Origin of the sequence: Kribbella aluminosa (genome assembly GCF_017876295.1) — a bacterium.
In the GTDB taxonomy this organism is placed as follows: Bacteria; Actinomycetota; Actinomycetes; order Propionibacteriales; family Kribbellaceae; genus Kribbella; species Kribbella aluminosa.
On the sequence record NZ_JAGINT010000002.1, the window covers coordinates 3320129 to 3336633 of the forward strand.

Genomic DNA, 16505 nt, shown 5'->3' on the forward strand with positions numbered 1-16505 from the left:
GGCCGCGAAAAGGTGACCACTGCCCGTCCTTCGGTACGCCGCGGGTGGCGGTCCGTAGGATGGGTGGGTGCCGTCGACATTGCCCGAGGGGGAGGTTGCGCCCCGGGACGGGGCGTTGCCGGATGCTGCTGTGCGGGAGGCCGCCGGGCGGCCGTTCGGGTTCTACCTGCACGTGCCGTTCTGTGCATCGCGGTGCGGGTACTGCGACTTCAACACCTACACCGCTCGCGAGCTGGGCGGTGGCGGATCGCAGGCGTCGTACGCCTCGGCGGCTGTTGCGGAGGTGCGGCTGGCGCGGCAGGTGCTGCGGGACCTGGACCGGCCGGTGGACACCGTGTTCTTCGGGGGCGGTACGCCGACCCTGCTGCCGGTCGCGGATCTCGGGAAGATGCTCGCGGCGGTCCGGGACGAGTTCGGGCTCGCGGCGGACGCGGAGGTGACGACCGAGGCCAACCCGGAGTCCGTCGACCCGGCCTACCTCGAGGGACTGCTCGAGGCCGGCTTCAACCGCGTCAGCTTCGGCATGCAGAGCTCGTCGTCCCAGGTGCTGAGGATCCTCGACCGGCAGCACAGTCCCGGACGTGCACTGGAAGCCGCGAAGGAAGCGACCTCGGCCGGCTTCGAGCACGTGAATCTCGACCTCATCTACGGAACGCCCGGTGAGTCCCTGGACGACTGGCGAGCCTCGCTGGAGTCCGCGCTCTCCGCCCAGCCCGACCACGTGAGCGCGTACGCGTTGATCGTCGAGGACGGTACGCAGCTCGCCCGGCGGATCCGGCGCGGTGAGCTGCCGATGCCGGACGACGACGACCTCGCGGACAAGTACGTGCTGGCCGACGAGTTGCTGTCGGCCGAGGGCCTGCGCTGGTACGAGGTGTCGAACTGGGCCCGCAGTACGGCGGCGCGCTGCCGGCACAACGAGCTGTACTGGCGCGGCGACACCTGGTGGGGGATCGGGCCGGGCGCGCACAGCCATGCGGGCGGGGTGCGGTGGTGGAACGTGAAGCATCCCAGCGCGTACGCGGAGCGGATCGCCGCCGGCGAGAGTCCGGCGTACGCACGGGAGACGCTGGACGCGGAGACCCGGCGGGTCGAGCGGGTGCTGCTCGAGGTGCGGTTGTCGGCCGGTCTGCCGCTCGAGGTCCTCGACGCGGCGGGGCGGGCGGCAGCGGACCAGGTGGTCGCGGACGGGCTCGCGGTACTCACCGACGGCCGGCTGGTGCTGACCGATCGCGGGCGGTTGCTCGCGGATGCGGTGGTCCGGGATCTGCTGCCGTAACCGCTCCGCGGCCTTGGCCGTGATCGGTGGACGGCAACCGCGGCTTGTGGGGTTGAAGTGATCAAAACTGATCACAGTGAGCTGTTGACGACTGTTACGGACACACGGCAGGCTGTGAGGTAAGCGTTTACTATCCCTCGTCGAGGAGTCGCGATGCCGCCCTTCATTCGTCGTCGACTGTTGCTACAGGCCGGGCTCGCCGCTGGTGCGGTCAGCGCTCTCGGGCTGCCCACTCGAGCGTTCGCGGGGGACGAGTTCGACGTTCTCCGGGCGCGGTGGGCCGAGCTGAACACCGGCGGGGCGATCGACGCCTCGGATCCGGCGTACGCGAGCGCGCTCGCCAAGCTCGGTCAGCAGGCGCAGGAGTTTGTCGACACGCTGATTGTCGACAACAGTCGGACGGCGCTGTGGGCGGATCTGCCCCTCAGCCCATCGAGCGGCAACTTCTCCATCAGCTACACCCGCCTGAAGACGATCGCCCTGGCCCGCGCGACACCGGGCGCGGGCCTGAGCGCGCCGGCCACGAGCGTGGCAAGCGCCCCCGCCCGCGCGGCGAGAGCTGCGGCCGGTGGTTCGAGCACTGCAGGCGGAGGGGCGAGAGCTGCGGCCGGCGGTTCGAGTTCTGCAGGCGGAGGGGCGAGTGCTGCGGATGCGGTTGGCGGCTTGCTGAGCGGGGCGCTCGACTTCCTCAATCTGCATTCCTTCAACGAGACGCTGAAGGAGACCGGGAACTGGTGGTTCTGGGAGATCGGCACACCGCGGGCGCTCCTCGACACCTGCGTTCTGGCGTACGACGTGCTCTCGGCCGACCAGCTCGCGACGTACCTGACGGCCGTCGACCACTTCGTCCCCGACCCGAACCGCCGGACCAACTCGCCCTCGCTGCGTGAGACCGGCGCCAACCGGGTCGACAAGGCGCTGATCGTCGCGCTCCGCGGCATCGTCGGAAAGTCGACCAGCAGATTGTCGACAGCCCGCGACGCCCTCAGCGATGTCGCCGAGTCCGGGAAGAACTCCGTCTTCACCTACGTCACCAGCGGCGACGGGTTCTACCGCGACGGCTCGTTCGTCCAGCACGGCAACCTTGCCTACGTCGGCACCTACGGCAACGTCGCGCTCGGCGGCGTCGCGAACCTGATCGCGCTGCTCGGCGGTTCCACGTGGGAGATCGCCGACCCGAACCGCGCTGTCCTCCTGGACGCGGTCGACGCGAGCTTCGCACCGTTCATGGTCGACGGTCTGATGATGGACTGCGTCTCCGGCCGGGCAATCTCCCGCGAGGCCGCCGGGGACCACCGCAACGGGCACGGCACCACGTCGACCGTGCTGCTGCTCGCGAGCGGTGTCGCCGAGCCGTACGCCTCGCGCTACCGGGCGCTCGCCAAGAGCTGGATCACCCGCGACCGGCTCGACGACTACCTGCCCGGTGCGTCGATCCCCGAGATCTCGCGCGCGAAGGCGCTGCTCGCGGACACCTCGGTGACGCCCGCGCCGGCGTCGCCGCGGCACTTCCAGTTCTACAACCAGGACCGCGTCGTGCACCGCCGGCCGGGCTGGACGTTCGCGATCGCGATGTCGTCGAAGCGGATGGCGCGCTACGAGTGGGGCAACGGCGAGAACCTCCGCGGGTGGTACGTCGGCGACGGTCTGACGTACCTGTACAACGCGGACCAGTCGCAGTACTACGACGCGTACTGGCCGACGGTCGACGCGCAGCGGATGCCCGGCACGACTGTCAGCACGAAACCGCGGCAGCCGGGTGGTACCGGTAGCGGTACGGGGACCGTCGCGGCGTACGCGGACTGGGTCGGCGGGGCGTCGTACAAGGATGTCGCGGGTGCCGTCGGGATGCAGCTGATCAACTACGACAAGAGCTTGCAGGCTCGGAAGTCGTGGTTCTGTCTGCGGGATTCGGTCGTCGCCCTGGGCGCGGGGATCGTCGGCACCGACGGCTATCCGGTGGAGACGATTGTCGACAATCGGAATCTCCACGAGAACGGGACGGCCGCGCTGGTCGTCGACGGGCGGTCGGGTGTCGACCAGACGTACGGCGACCCACGGTGGGTGCACCTGGACGGTGTGGGCGGGTACGTGTTCCCGGCGGGAGGACAGCTGCGGGTCGAACGTGAGGATCGCACCGGTTCCTGGTCGGAGATCAACATCGGGAACGACACCTCCGGGTCGACCACCCCGCATACACGCCGCTACGCCAAGCTCGTGCTGGAGCACGGCACGGACGCCGGTTCGTACGCTTACATCCTGTTGCCCAACGCAACCACTCGTGAGACGGCTGAGCGGTCGGCCGATCCCGGGATGACCGTTATTGTCAACAATCCGAATGTCCAAGCAATCATCTCCCACCGCGAGAACCTCGTACTGGCGAACTTCTGGACAGCCGGTTCCGTCGCCGGGGACGGAGCCGCGTTTGTGGGGAGTGACGGGCCAGCCTCGGTGGTGGTCGGGAGAGACGGACCGGTGACGACTGTCGCCGTGTCGGATCCGAGTCGGACTGCGCAGGTTGTCCGGGTGACGGTCGGGCGGCACGTGGGCGCTGTGGTTGCCAAGGATCCGGCTGTCACGGTGGTTGCTACCGGCAAACAGCTGGTGGTCGACGTCGCCGTCGGCGGCACGCGTGGTGCCACGCACACCGTGTCTTTCCACTAGTTTCGCAAGCAACCGGGGTCGGCCACCAGGGCCGGCCGGGTCGCCGGGTGCTGGCAAGTTCAACCAGGAGGTTGTTCGATGATGCCGCACGCCCGCCCCACGGAGTACAGCGCGCAGTACACGCGGCGCCGTGTTCTCCAGGCAACCGGTGCCGGCCTGGCGCTGGCCGCAGTACCGGCAGTACCAGCGGTGGCCCACGCGCAGACCGTCACCAACAGCAGCAGCACCACCAACACACTCACGATCGACGCACTCCCGTCCGCGCGGACGACGGAGCTCGACCGCACCCAGGACTCGCTCAGCGCCAGCGAACTCCGCACGACCGGCTTCTACCTACCCGCCAGCACCGCCCTCAACGTGGTTGTCCACACAGGTCTCGTCCCGACGCTGGTGATCGGCGCACCGGACGCCGACGCGCGCGCCGACTTCAAGTCGTCGCGCGAGTACCCGCTGCAGGCCGGCCGCAACACCGTCACCGACGCCGGCGGTGGCGTCGTCTACCTGAAACTGATCGGCGACTCCGGGCGCGCGAAGGTCACGATCGGCGAGCAGGCGCAGCCGATGCCGTACTTCGTCCTCGGCTGCACCGGCGAGGCCGACTTCCAGCGCCAGCTCGACGAACGCACCACGCCGTACGTCGAGTTCGTCAGCCCGCACGCGATGATCACCGTCGAGCGCGCGTCGGCCCTGACCTACCGCGCGGAGAACCACACCGACCTGCTCGCGACGTACGAGGACGTCATCCGGGTCGAGGACGCGACCAGCGGGTACGACGGCTCCGCGCCGGTGCACGCGCGGCTGGTGCACCGGTACCACTTCGTCGGGTACCCGTCGGCGATCACCGGCGTCGGCGCGTACGCGACGCACGGCCACATGTCGTTCCCGCCGCCGATCCAGGACCGGATGCTGACCGTCGAAGGTCTCCGGACGCGCGGCTGGGGCATCTACCACGAGCTCGGGCACCAGCATCAGCAGATCACCTACAAGCCGAGTTCACTGACCGAGGTCACGGTCAACATCTACTCGCTCGCGGTCAACGCGGTGTTCGCGACGAAGTACGGCCAGCAGCCACGGCTGCACGCGCCGGACGCGAAGACCGGCCGCACTCCCTGGCAGAGCGCGCCCGGCAAGCTGCGATCGCCGGGTGTCGACTACGGCAAGACGTTCGACCCGTACGAGAAGCTCGTGATGTTCGAGCAGCTCCGGCTCGGGTTCGGCGACGACTTCTGGCCACGGCTGCACCAGCTCGTCCGGGTCGAGCGTCCGTACGCCGGCGACTACACGGACGAGGTCCTCCGTCTGCGGAACCTGGTCGTCCTGTGCAGCCGGAACGCCGGCCACGACCTGAGCGACTTCTTCCGCGCCTGGGGCGTACCGGTCGACGCGGAGGCCACGGCCCAGCTCGCCGCCCGGCACCTGACGCCGCCGACGACCGATCCGTCGACAATCCGCGAGTAGACAATCTGCAATCAGGACGAAGGCACCCACCGGGTCGAGGTGGGTGCCTTCGTCGTACGGGGGTGAACTCGGCGGACGGGCTCAGTCGCGCAGGAAGAGTTCGATCACGCAGCTGGCGACCTCGGGCGCACGGTTCGGCAGCTTGAGCGTCAACGTGTTCTCCGGCAGCCCGGTCAGATACGTGTGAGCGGGCGCCGCCGGGTCGACGGTCATCCGCTTCACCTCCGACGCGTCGTGCAGGAACTGCGCGTACTCCACCCGGTCGCCCAGCCCGGGCAGATGCAGATGCCCCATCGGCCAGGCGAACACGTGCAGATACAGCCGCCGCCCGTTCTGCGTGTACCGGCAGTCGGCCGGCGGCAGGTACGCGCTCGGCCCGCACCCCCGGATCGACCGCTCGTGCAGCCGCATCCACGAGCCGACCCCGGCCAGTGCCTCGAGCGCCCGGGGTTCCCAGGCGCCCCGACCGTCGGGACCGACGTTGAGCAGCATGTTGCCGCCCTTCGAGACCGAGTCGACCAGCATCCGGATCAGTAGCGCCGGCGACTTCCAGTCGTGGTTGTCGCGGTGATAGCCCCAGCTGCCGTTCAAGGTCTGGCAGGCCTCCCACGGCACCTGCGTACCGTTGCCGGCAGCAACCTCGTTCCCCGGCGGCTGCACCTGCTCCGGTGTGGTGAAGTCACCCGAACCGAGCCCCAGTCGATTGTTGACAAGGATCTCGGGCTGCAACTCCTGCACCATCGCCAGCAGCTCCGCGGACCGCCACTCGTCCGGCCCCTTCGCGTTGAACCCACGATCGGCGTACGAGAAGTCGAACCACATCACGTCGATCGTCCCGAACCCCGTCAGCAGCTCCCGCACCTGACCGTGCAGATAGTCCGCGTACTTCGACACGTCGCGACCCGCCGTACGGTCGATGCCGGCTTCCAGTTCTCTGGCGACGTCCTTCCGCTGCGGGTGATACAGGTCCACCGGGAACTCCGGGTGGTGCCAGTCGAGCAGCGAGTGGTACAGCCCGATCCTGAACCCGCGCTCGCGGAACGCCGACACCATCGGCGCCAGCAGGTCCTTGCCCCACGGGGTGTGCGGCGCCGAGTAGTCGGTGAGCTCGGAGTCCCACAGGCAGAACCCGTCGTGGTGCTTGGTGGTGATCACCAGGTACCGCATCCCCGCGTTCCAGGCGTCCTCGGCCCATTGCTCCGGGTCGTACCGATCCGGTTCGAAGTGGTCGAAGTACGGCTGGTACTGCGCGTCGGTGAGCTGTTCGTACGACTTCACCCACTCGTGCCGCGCCGCGGACGCGTAGATTCCCCAGTGCACGAACAGCCCGAACCGGGCCTCGGTCAGCCAGCTCATCGAGGGCTCGCACCGCCGCTCAGCGCCGTCTCGTACTCGCCGCGGATCTTGTCGCCGCCGTCCTTCTTCCACTTCGCCAGCGCCGCGTCGAACGCGCTGATCGGCTTGCGCCCGGCGATCACGTCGTTGCGGACGTCGGAGAACGCATGCCCGATGTCGCCTCCGAGTTTGTCGTTGGTCGGCGAGATCATCGACGTGGTCGGGTCCTTCACGACCATCCCGAGCAGCTTGGTCAGGTCGGCGTGCGCATTGTCGACATAGGTCGGGTCGGTGGCGTTGAACAGCACCTGCGGGGGAGCGGCGATGTACTTCCACGGCACGGTCAGCTCGGCCTCGCCCTTGCTGGTCTGCTTCGGGTTGCCGTTCGCGTCCCGGGTGAAGTCGACGCCCTCGACGCCGTACGTGAGCAGCAGGTTCTCGGTGCTGCCGAACGGCGCGGCGAAGAAGTTCGCGACCGCGAGCAGTTCCTTGGCGCGGGCGTCGTCGGACTTCTTGATCAGCGTGTACGCGAACAGCACGTTGTCCGCCCAGGTGTTCGCCTTGCCGCCCTTCGGCGCCATCGGCACGAACGCGCGCGGGTCGTTCTCCGGGTCGAGCCGCTTCATCGCCCTGCTGTAGTCGGTGTACGCCGGGAACCCGTCGTACACGAAGGCGCCCTTGCCGGACCTGAACGAGTTCTTCCGGGCGGTGCCGTCGGCGCCGTCCGAGCCGGGGACCGTGACGCCGGCCTTCACCAGCTGGACGGCGAACTCCAGCGCGGCCTTGTACTCCGGAGTCTCGAAGCTCTTCACGAGCTTGCCGCCGTCCTCCTTCCAGCTGTACGGCACGCCGAACATCTGCTGGACGAAGGTGAAGAACGTGTTGCCCTTCGAGTTCACGATCGCCCACTGGCCCTGCTGCGGCTTCGTCAGCTCCTTGCAGGCGGCCAGGAAATCCTCGGCGCCGGCCGGGTACTCGATGCCCGCGGCGTCCAGCAGCCGCTTGTTGTAGAACCCGGCGCCACCGGTGATGCTGCGCGGGATCGGCAGCCCGTAGATCTTGTCCTGGACGACACAGGCCTGCCAGACCACCTGCGGGACGTTCGCCAGGTTCGGGTAGTCCTTCACCTTGTCGCCGCTCAGGTACGGCGTCAGATCTGTGCACTTCGCCGACAGGAAGGCCGGTAGATTGTTGACAAGAGTCGAATCCGACATCAGGAACAGGTCCGGCAGCTGGTTCGCGGCCAGGACCGTCTGGAACTTGGTCGCCCAGTCGCTGTCCGGGACGATCGTCAGGTCCAGCGTCCCGCCGAGCTGCTTCTCGACCGCCTGCCAGGCCGCGTTCTTGTCCTTGGACGGGGGCAGCGGGTCGAAGATGTCGGTCATCACGCTGACCTTGCCGCCGCGCAGCGGCGGCGACTTCACCGTGGTGACGAGCTCCTTCGGGTACGTCCGGTAGCCCGGCGGTACGCCGTCCGCGGTGCCGGCGAGATCCGGCTTCGGGCCGGCGAACGGCACGTACGACGGCAGCGTGACCGTGGACGCGCGCGCGGTGCCGGCCGTCGTACTTCCGTTGCTGCAGGCCACCAGCGTCGGGACGCCGGTGGCGCTCATCACGGCGACACCGACCGCGCTCCGCAGGAAGTTGCGGCGGCTCAATGAGGTGGTCACGGTCTTTCTCCTAACCTTTGATGGCGCCGGTGAGTACGCCCTTGGTGAAGTAGCGCTGCAGGAACGGGTAGACGCAGAGGATCGGGATGAGCGCCACGACGACGACCGCCATCTGCACGGCCTGGATCGAGGCGACCGCCTCGCCGGGGGACTCGGTGCCGCCGCCGACCGGCTGCCCCTGCAGGACGTAGAGGCGCAGGACGAGCGGCAGCGGCCACTTGCCGGTGTCGCTGAGGTACAGCAGCGCGTTGAAGAACGCGTTCCAGTGGCCGACGGCGTAGAACAGCGCGACGACGGCGAGCACCGCCTTCGACAGCGGCAGCACGATCCGGATCAGGATCGCGAGGTCGCCGGCGCCGTCGATCCGGGCGCTGTCCAGCAGTTCGGCCGGGATGCTCTGGAAGAAGTTGCGCAGTACCAGGAAGTTGAAGGCACTGACCAGGCCCGGGACGATCAGCGACGTGTACGAGTCGTACATCCCGAGCGCCTTGACCAGCAGGAAGTTCGGGATGATGCCGGCCCCGAACAGCATTGTGAACAATACTGATGTCAACACGAACCGCCCGCCGACGATCGGCCGGCTGAGCCCGTACGCGAGCGCGATCGTGACGACCATGTTCAGCGCCGTACCGATGACCGTGACCGCCGCGCTGACCAGCAGCGCGTGACTCACCACGCCGCCGGCGAAGATCGTCCGGTACGCCGCCAGGGTTGGCTCGCTCGGGAACAGCGGGATGATCCCGCCGCGCCGGGTGATCTCGGACTCGCCGGCCAGACTGGTCGCGACGATGTTCAGGAACGGATACAGCACCAGCAGGCAGACGATCGCGATCACGACGGTCTTGACGGCCAGCCCGGCTCTGCTCGGCGCCTCCATCCAGGGTGGCCGGTTCAGGGGCCGGTTCGCGACCCGCTGCGACGACGTACTCATTTGCTGTAGATCCCTTCGTGGCCGAACCGGTGCGCGATCTTGTTCGCGCCGAGGATCAGGACCAGGCCGATCACGCCCTTGACCAGGCCGACCGCGGCGGCCGGACCCCACTGGCCGTCGAGCACGCCGTGGAAGTACACGTAGGTGTCGAGTACTTCGGCCGCGTCCGCGCCGACCGCGTCGCGCTGCAGCAGGATCTGCTCGAAGCCGACCGAGAGAATGCTGCCCAGGTTGAGGATCAGCAGCAGCAACGTCACCGGCACGATGCCCGGCACCGTCACGTGCCACAGCCGCCGCCACCGGTCGGCGCCGTCGATCGCGGCCGCCTCGTAATGCTCGGTGTCGATGTTCAGGAGCGCGGCGAGGTAGATGATCGTGCCCCAGCCGGCGTCCTTCCAGATCAGCTGCAGCGTCACCAGCCAGGGGAAGAACCCGGGGCTGGTCATCAGATCGACGCGCGGCAGACCGATGTCACCGAGCAGTTGCGGGAGCAGACCGGTACCGCCGATCAGCTGCTGGCTGATCGAGATCAGGATCACCCAGCCGATGAAGTGCGGCAGGTACACGACGCTCTGCACGAACCGCTTGATCTTGGGGCTGACGATGCTGTTCAGTAACAACGCCAGGCCGATCGGCGCGGGGAAGAACAGGACCAGCTGGAGTACGGCGAACTTCAGCGTGTTCAGCAGTGCGCCGTAGAACGCGGGCTCGGCGAACACCGCGAAGTTGCCGAAGCCGACCCACGGGCTCTCCTTGAACCCGAGGTACGGCTGGTAGTCCTGGAAGACGATCACGTTGCCCAGCAGCGGCACGTAGTGGAACACCCCGAAGAACAGGAATCCGGGCAGCACGAGCAGCAGCATCACCCGGTCCCGGCGCAGCCGGGCGCGCAGGCCGAGGCCGGACTGCCGGACCGCCGCAGGCCGGCGCGACGAACGGCTGAGGCGGTGCATGTTCCTCCTGATGGTAAGCGTTTGCTGTCCGATGTGTGAGCAACGATGAAACCTGGAGCGCCTTGCTGTCAAGCACTTGTGGGAACTTCTCTTGACCATCCTTCGGTTCACTGCCTACGGTTTCCAGTAACCGTTTACTAGGAGTGATCCGTGCCGAAACCTGAAACCGACCCGGTCCGCCGGCCGCGGTTGCGTACGCTCGTCGCGATGCCCGCCGAGACCTGGTCGGAGGTCTTCACCCCGGCAGCACGCGCCCGCCTGGAAGCCGTCACGGACCTGCTCGGCCTGCAACCGGCCGCTGCGCCCGCGGCCGGCGCGCTGGCCGGCGCGACCGCGAACGGCACCGTGGTGGGCCGCGCGACCGCGAGCGGCGTTGTGGGCGGCGCCGTGGTGGGCGGCGCGGCCGCGCGCGGGGTGGTGGGGTGGGGGGTGGGGAGTGTTCCGCGGTTGGAGGGGTCGTTTGCGGGTGTTGCCGGGGAGTTGGCCGTGGCCGAGGTGCTGCTGACCGGATGGAGCTGTCCGCGGATCACCGCCGAGGTGCTGGACGCGGCACCGAAGCTGCGGGCGATCGTGCACGCCGCCGGGACGGTCAAGACGTTCGTGGATCCGGTCGTGTTCGAGCGTGGGATCGAGGTGTCGTCGGCGGCCGCGGCGAACGCGATCCCGGTGGCGGAGTTCACGGTCGCGGCGATCGTGCTGGCGGCGAAACGCGCGTTCCGGCAGCGGGACTGGTTCCGGACGTCGGGCACCAAGCGGCCGTTGCCCGGGGCACCGATCCTCGGCACGCTCGGGACGACGGTCGGCGTACTCGGGGCGTCGCGGATCGGGCGGCAGGTGATCGAGCGGCTCCGGCGCCTCGATGTCGACGTACTGGTGAGTGATCCGTACTTGAGCCGGTCGGAGGCGGCGGCCCTCGGAGCGCGGTGGTGTGAGCTGCCGGAGCTCTTCGCGGCCAGCGAGATCGTCACCGTACATGCGCCGTTGCTGCCGGAGACGCGCGGGCTGGTCACCGCGGAGCTGCTGGCCGCAATGCCGGACGGCGGGGTGCTGATCAACACGGCGCGCGGCCCGGTGGTCGATCATCTGGCGCTGGAGCGGGAGTGTGTCGCCGGGCGTCTGGACGCGATCCTCGACGTGACAGATCCTGAGCCGCTTCCGCCGGATTCGCCGATGCTGCGCCTGCCCAACGTCTTCATCACCCCGCACCTGGCCGGTGCCATGGGCAACGAGTCGACGAGACTCGGCGACGCGGCCGTGGACGAGATCGAGCGCCTGGCTGCAGGCAGGCCGCTCGCGCACGGCATCCACCGCGAAGACCTTGGGCGGATCGCATGACATGTGCAGCTCGACAGACATCCCAGGAGCTAAGGGTGTCAAGCTGCGAGCAATTCGGCCTGTTGTGACCAGGCGGTTGTTTCGTTGTAGGGGGTGCTGGTTTTGAGGCAGCCGTGGAGGATGCCGACGAGCCGGTTGGCGAGTTGGCGCAGGGCGGGGTTGTGTTCGGCTCCGCGGGCTCGTTGTTTGTCGTAGTAGGCGCGGGCTCCGGGCGAGGTGTTGAGCGCGGAGAAGGCCTGGGTCATGAGGGCGTCGATGAGCCGGTCGTTGTGCACGTAGCGGGCCAGGGCGACCTTCTTCTTGCCCGAGGAGATGGTGATCGGGCTGGTCGCGGCGTAGTTCTTGCGGGCTTTGGCCGAGGCGTACCGTTCGGGGTCGTCGCCGAACTCTGCGAGCACCCGGGCGCCGAGGATCGGTCCCAGCCCGGGCTGGGACACGATGATCTCAGCGGCCGGGTGCCGGCCAAAATGTGCCTCCACCTGGCCCTGCAGCGTCGTGACCTGCTCATCGAGGACGACCAGGACCGCGACCAGCGCGCGGGTCGAGGCGGCGTAGGCGGCAGTCACCACGGCAGGCTGGCCGAGGTGCTCGGCGCGCAGCGCGGCCCGGATCCGCGCGGCCCTGCCGTCGATGCCGTCGATCTTGCGGCGCCGGGCGTGTTTGAGCGCCGCGGTGATCTGCGCGGTGGTCAGCCGGGCCGCAGACGCCGGGTCGGGGGCCTTGGCCAGTAGTTCGAGGGTGTCGGGCGCGTCGAGGTCGGCGAAGGCTTCCAGCGCGGCGGGGAAGTACTCGCGCAGCGCGTGCCGCAGCCGCTGCGTGGTGCGGGTCCGTTCCCAGATCAGTGTCTTGTGCATCCGGGTGACGACCTTGATCGCCTCGGCCCCGGCGCTGTCACCGGCCACCGTGCGCAGCTGGTGGGAATCGGTGCGGACCATGTCGGCCAGCACGTGCGCGTCGCCCGCGTCGCTCTTGGCGCCCGACACCGCATGCCGTTTGCGGTACGCCTTCGCCTGCAACGGGTTCACCGCGAACACCTGGTAGCCCGCGGCCACCAACGCGGCCACCCACGGCCCCCGATCGGTCTCGATCCCGACCACCACCTCGACCTCGTCCAGATCGGCATCGGGATCAACAGCGGCGAACTGCTCGGCCAGCAGCGCGTGCAGCCGGGCCATCCCCACCATCCCCTCGGGCAGCCGCGCCTTGGCCAGCACCCGCCCGGCCGGGTCCATCACCTCCACATCGTGATGCGCCTCGGCCCAGTCATCACCCACGAACAACTTCACTAAGTTCTCCCGCTCTCGATCAAGCCAGTCACCCGCAGGCAAGCCGGTCGGGAGAACCATCAGCGACCTAATGAAGCAGTACTCACGGCAACCCACCACACAGCACGGCGGGGCCAGGCACGACATCCCATCAGCGATCAACTCTCCCGGTCACCGGCAGGGGCACGCTCTGTCGACAGGACTCAAAGTCCAGGACGTATAGAGTGCTCACCCACCGGCGGCCTACCAGCTACCGAGTCTGCCCGACGGCGACCCGATAACTCTCATTAGGACGTATACGTCCACTGGCCGTTGTCGAAGACAGTGCTGAGCGTACGGGTGGTGGGTGAGTAGATGTATACGTACTGTCGAGCTGTCGCACAGCGGGGGCCGTGCTTGCCTGCGCCGGATCGGGTGTTGTCTTCGCGGACGGGGTATACGCGGGAGACCTGGTTGGCGGTGGCGGATCACCTGCTGGATTCGTTGGTGCCTTGGTTTTCGGGGAGTGGGGCTCAGGTTCGGTTGCCGGGGCGGGGGAGCTGGTCGGGGGCGGACTGCGACGGGTTGGAGGGGTTCGCGCGGTCGTTTCTGCTGGCGGCGTTCCGGATTGCGGCGGGGGCGGGCGACGAGCGGCTGGTGGAGCGGTACGCGCGGGGGCTGGTCGCGGGCGCGGCCGGGGAGTGGCCTCGGTTGACGCCTTGTTCGCAGCAGATGGTGGAGGCGGCGGCGATCGCGGTCGGGTTGCACGAGTCGCGGGCCTGGCTGTGGGATCGGCTGGACGGGCGGGAGCAGCAGGTTGTCGTCGACTGGTTGGGCGGGTTCGTCGGGTCGCGGACGTGGGACAACAACTGGCGGCTGTTCCAGGTCGTCGGGGAGCAGTTCCTCGCGTCGGTCGGGGCGCCGTACTCGCAGGACGACATCGACGCGGGTCTGGAGCGGATCGAGGACTGGTACGTCGGCGACGGGTGGTACTCCGACGGGCCTGGGCAGAACTTCGACCATTACATCGGGTGGGCGATGCATCTGTACCCCGGGTTGTGGACGCGGATGGCCGGCCCGTCGGCGGACGGCCGGCTGGCGGTGTACCGCGAGCGGCTGCATCGCTTCATCGAGGACGCCGTACAGCTGACCGGGTCGGATGGTGCGCCTGTGCACTTCGGACGGTCGCTCTGTTATCGGATGGCTACCGCGGCGCCGTACTGGATGGGTGTGCTCCTCGACGCGACGCCGTTGACGCCGGGGCAGACGCGACGGTTGTGTTCCGGGACGCTTCGGCACTTCGTCGATCACGGTGTGCCGGACGAGCGCGGTCTGCTGACGCTGGGCTGGCATCACCACTTCCTACCGGCGACGCAGCCGTACTCCGGTCCCGCGTCGCCGTACTGGGCCTCGAAGGGATTCCTCGGGTTGCTGCTTCCGCCCGACCACGAGGTGTGGACCGCGCCGGAGTCCGCGTTGCCGCTCGACGAACGGGATCAGGTGCGCGCGATGCCGGCACCCGGGTTTCTGATCCAGGCAACGAAACACGACGGCATCGTCCGCCTCCTCAACCACGGCAGCGACCACGGCGGCGAAGGCGACCCGCACTACAACCGCCTCGCCTACTCGACCCGCACCGCCCCGGAGCTGGGCGAGGAGATTGTCGACAATCAGATTGTCCTCGGCACGCACGGTCCACGAAGGCGGATCCGGCGGCGGACCGTGGAGGGGAGTTCCGCAGCGTCGTGGTGGGAGGCCGGTGAGGCGCGGGTCGAGGTGGTGTCGGTGGTGCACGGGCGCATCGAGGTCCGGTGTGCGCTGGTGGACGGGCCGGCGGGCGTGGTACGGCACGGTGGGTACGCCGTCGCCGGAGCCGACCGTCCGGAGGCGGAAGCGGTAGTGGGAGCGGAAGCGGAAGCGGTAGTGGGAGCGGAAGCGGAAGCGGAAGCGGGAGGGGGAGCGGCAGCGGGGGCGGAGGCGGGGGCGGAGGCGGGACCGGAGGCGGAGGCGGGACCGGAAGCGGAGGCGGAGCCGGAAGCGGGACCGGAGGCGGAAGCGGGAGCGGAAGCGAGAGCGGCGGACGGCGCCTTGCGCGGGGCGGGGGTAGGACGGCCGTGGGCGCAGGTTACCCGGGTGGACCGGCTGAGCTCGGTGGTTGTCGGGTTGTCGGGTTACGAGCGGGCGGGCGTACGGCGGGGGCTTGATTCGAATGCGTTCGGGCCGCACTCGGCGACGCCGTACCTGGAAGCGGAGTACGACGGAAAAGGTCCCCGGGTGCTGGTCGCGGCGGTGGTACTGTCCGGCGACACGGTCTGGGCGCGGCAGTTGGGTGAGAGCATCGGCGTGACGGTGCGCGGGTCGCGGGTGATCGTGCGGTTCGCGGACGGTAGGCGGGCCGCGGTACAGCTGGGCGAGGAGGTGGACGATGGCGGCGGAGCCACCGCGGACGCGGGCGCGCCGGCGTGATCCGGAGGCGGCGCGGACCATCCGCGACGTCGCCGACCGGGCCGGGGTCTCCACCGCGACCGTCTCTCGTGTTGTCAACGGCAACTATCCGGTCGCGGCCGGGACCCGGACCGCGGTGCAGCGCGCGATGCGGGAGCTCGGGTACGTCGCGAACGCGCACGCCCGGGCACTGGCCGGGTCCACCACCCGGGTGGTCGGGATCGTGGTCAGCGAGATCGTCGACCCGTTCTTCGCCTACATCGCCCGCGGGGTGCAGTCCGAGGCGCTGTCGTCCGGCCGGCTCTGCCTGGTCTGCTCGACGCAGGGCGGTGATTCCGCCGAGCTGCGGTTCGTCGACCTGCTGCTCGAGCAGCGCGCGGACGCGGTGATCCTGGTCGGCGGTGCGGTCGAGGACCAGGAGTACTTCGCCACCATCGGACAACGCGCGCAGCAACTGGCGAAGAACGGTTCCAGCCTGGTGCTCTGCGGGCGGCCGGGCCTGGAGTCCGGCGTACCGGCGTACGCCGTGGACTACGACAACTCCGGCGGCGCCGCGGCGATCACCGACCATCTGCTGAGCGCCGGGCACACGAGGATCCTGTACCTCGGCGGCCCGACGACGCTGTCCACGACGACGGCCCGGGTCCGCGGTTTCCGGCAGGCGTACGCCGCCCGCAAGCTCGACCACGATCCCGCACTGGTCCGTACCGGCGCCTTCGGCCGCCAGTGGGGTCACGACCAGACGCTCCGCGCTCTCGACGAGGGCCTCGACTTCACCGCCGTCTTCGCCGCCAACGACATCGTCGCGGCCGGTGTGTACGCCGCCCTCCGGGAACGCGGCCTGAGCATCCCGGGCGACGTCTCGGTGGTCGGGTACGACGACGTACCGGTCGCGGTCGAGCTGCAACCGGCGCTGACCACCGTCCGGGTCCCGCTCGAGGAGCTCGGCCGTGCAGCGGTCCGGGCCGGCATCGCCGGTCAGCAGCCGAGCGCGGACCCGTTCGCGCACCAGCAGCAGGTGACCACGCTCGGCACCGTCGTCGTGGTCCGCGACTCGGTCGGGCCACCGCGCTCCCGCTGATCACTCAGTGTTGACGCACGGTGACGAAACGGCACTTGACATATCCGGTGCCGAGGTTTGAGACTCAGCTCACTTTCGCGATCCGAGAGCGCTCTCAAACCCGTCCAGTT

Annotated in this window: 11 protein-coding genes; 6 read left to right on the forward strand and 5 right to left on the reverse strand. The window is 69.0% G+C overall.

Annotated features, from left to right (window positions below):
* Window positions 1-67 precede the first annotated feature (67 nt).
* The 3 genes from hemW (at window position 68) to JOF29_RS37085 (ending at window position 5401) form a co-directional block, all read left to right on the forward strand.
* Complete coding sequence (hemW, locus tag JOF29_RS37075; RefSeq protein ID WP_209699000.1) at window positions 68-1279, forward strand: radical SAM family heme chaperone HemW; 1212 nt, start codon at window positions 68-70, stop codon at window positions 1277-1279.
* Window positions 1280-1432: 153 nt separating this feature from the next.
* Entirely contained in the window at window positions 1433-3943 is a 2511-nt protein-coding gene (locus tag JOF29_RS37080; RefSeq protein WP_209699001.1) for a polysaccharide lyase 8 family protein, read from the forward strand.
* Window positions 3944-4021: 78 nt separating this feature from the next.
* Window positions 4022-5401 carry a M60 family metallopeptidase gene (locus tag JOF29_RS37085; protein WP_209699002.1) on the forward strand — a complete coding sequence of 460 codons (1380 nt, stop codon included), beginning with the start codon at window positions 4022-4024 and terminating at the stop codon, window positions 5399-5401.
* Between the two features lie 81 nt (window positions 5402-5482).
* Here JOF29_RS37085 and JOF29_RS37090 read toward each other — a convergent pair whose 3' ends face one another.
* The 4 genes from JOF29_RS37090 to JOF29_RS37105 are packed head-to-tail and all read right to left on the reverse strand — an operon-like array spanning window position 5483 to window position 10290.
* Entirely contained in the window at window positions 5483-6757 is a 1275-nt protein-coding gene (locus tag JOF29_RS37090) for an alpha-L-fucosidase (RefSeq protein ID WP_209699003.1), read from the reverse strand.
* Complete coding sequence (locus JOF29_RS37095) at window positions 6754-8406, reverse strand: extracellular solute-binding protein (RefSeq protein ID WP_209699004.1); 1653 nt, start codon at window positions 8404-8406, stop codon at window positions 6754-6756. Before JOF29_RS37095 ends, JOF29_RS37090 begins: the two co-directional genes overlap by 4 nt.
* Before the next feature lie 10 nt (window positions 8407-8416).
* Entirely contained in the window at window positions 8417-9337 is a 921-nt protein-coding gene (locus JOF29_RS37100) for a carbohydrate ABC transporter permease (protein WP_245359822.1), read from the reverse strand.
* Window positions 9334-10290, reverse strand: coding sequence for an ABC transporter permease (locus tag JOF29_RS37105; RefSeq protein ID WP_245359824.1), 957 nt, complete (start codon window positions 10288-10290; stop codon window positions 9334-9336). Before JOF29_RS37105 ends, JOF29_RS37100 begins: the two co-directional genes overlap by 4 nt.
* 150 nt (window positions 10291-10440) lie before the next feature.
* Between JOF29_RS37105 and JOF29_RS37110 the strand changes: the two genes are divergently transcribed.
* A complete protein-coding gene (locus tag JOF29_RS37110) occupies window positions 10441-11625 on the forward strand; it encodes a hydroxyacid dehydrogenase (RefSeq protein WP_307863883.1) in 1185 nt (394 codons plus the stop codon).
* A 38-nt stretch (window positions 11626-11663) separates the two neighbouring features.
* Here JOF29_RS37110 and JOF29_RS37115 read toward each other — a convergent pair whose 3' ends face one another.
* Window positions 11664-12905, reverse strand: a complete 1242-nt coding sequence (locus tag JOF29_RS37115; protein WP_281067286.1) for an IS110 family RNA-guided transposase — start codon at window positions 12903-12905, stop codon at window positions 11664-11666.
* Between the two features lie 339 nt (window positions 12906-13244).
* Here JOF29_RS37115 and JOF29_RS45005 point away from each other — a divergent pair, with 339 nt between their 5' ends.
* Window positions 13245-15335 carry a DUF2264 domain-containing protein gene (locus JOF29_RS45005; protein WP_281067467.1) on the forward strand — a complete coding sequence of 697 codons (2091 nt, stop codon included), beginning with the start codon at window positions 13245-13247 and terminating at the stop codon, window positions 15333-15335.
* Window positions 15295-16395: a LacI family DNA-binding transcriptional regulator gene (locus tag JOF29_RS37125; protein ID WP_209699005.1), complete on the forward strand. Its 1101-nt coding sequence runs from the start codon at window positions 15295-15297 to the stop codon at window positions 16393-16395. Before JOF29_RS45005 ends, JOF29_RS37125 begins: the two co-directional genes overlap by 41 nt.
* The last annotated feature ends 110 nt before the right edge of the window (window positions 16396-16505 follow it).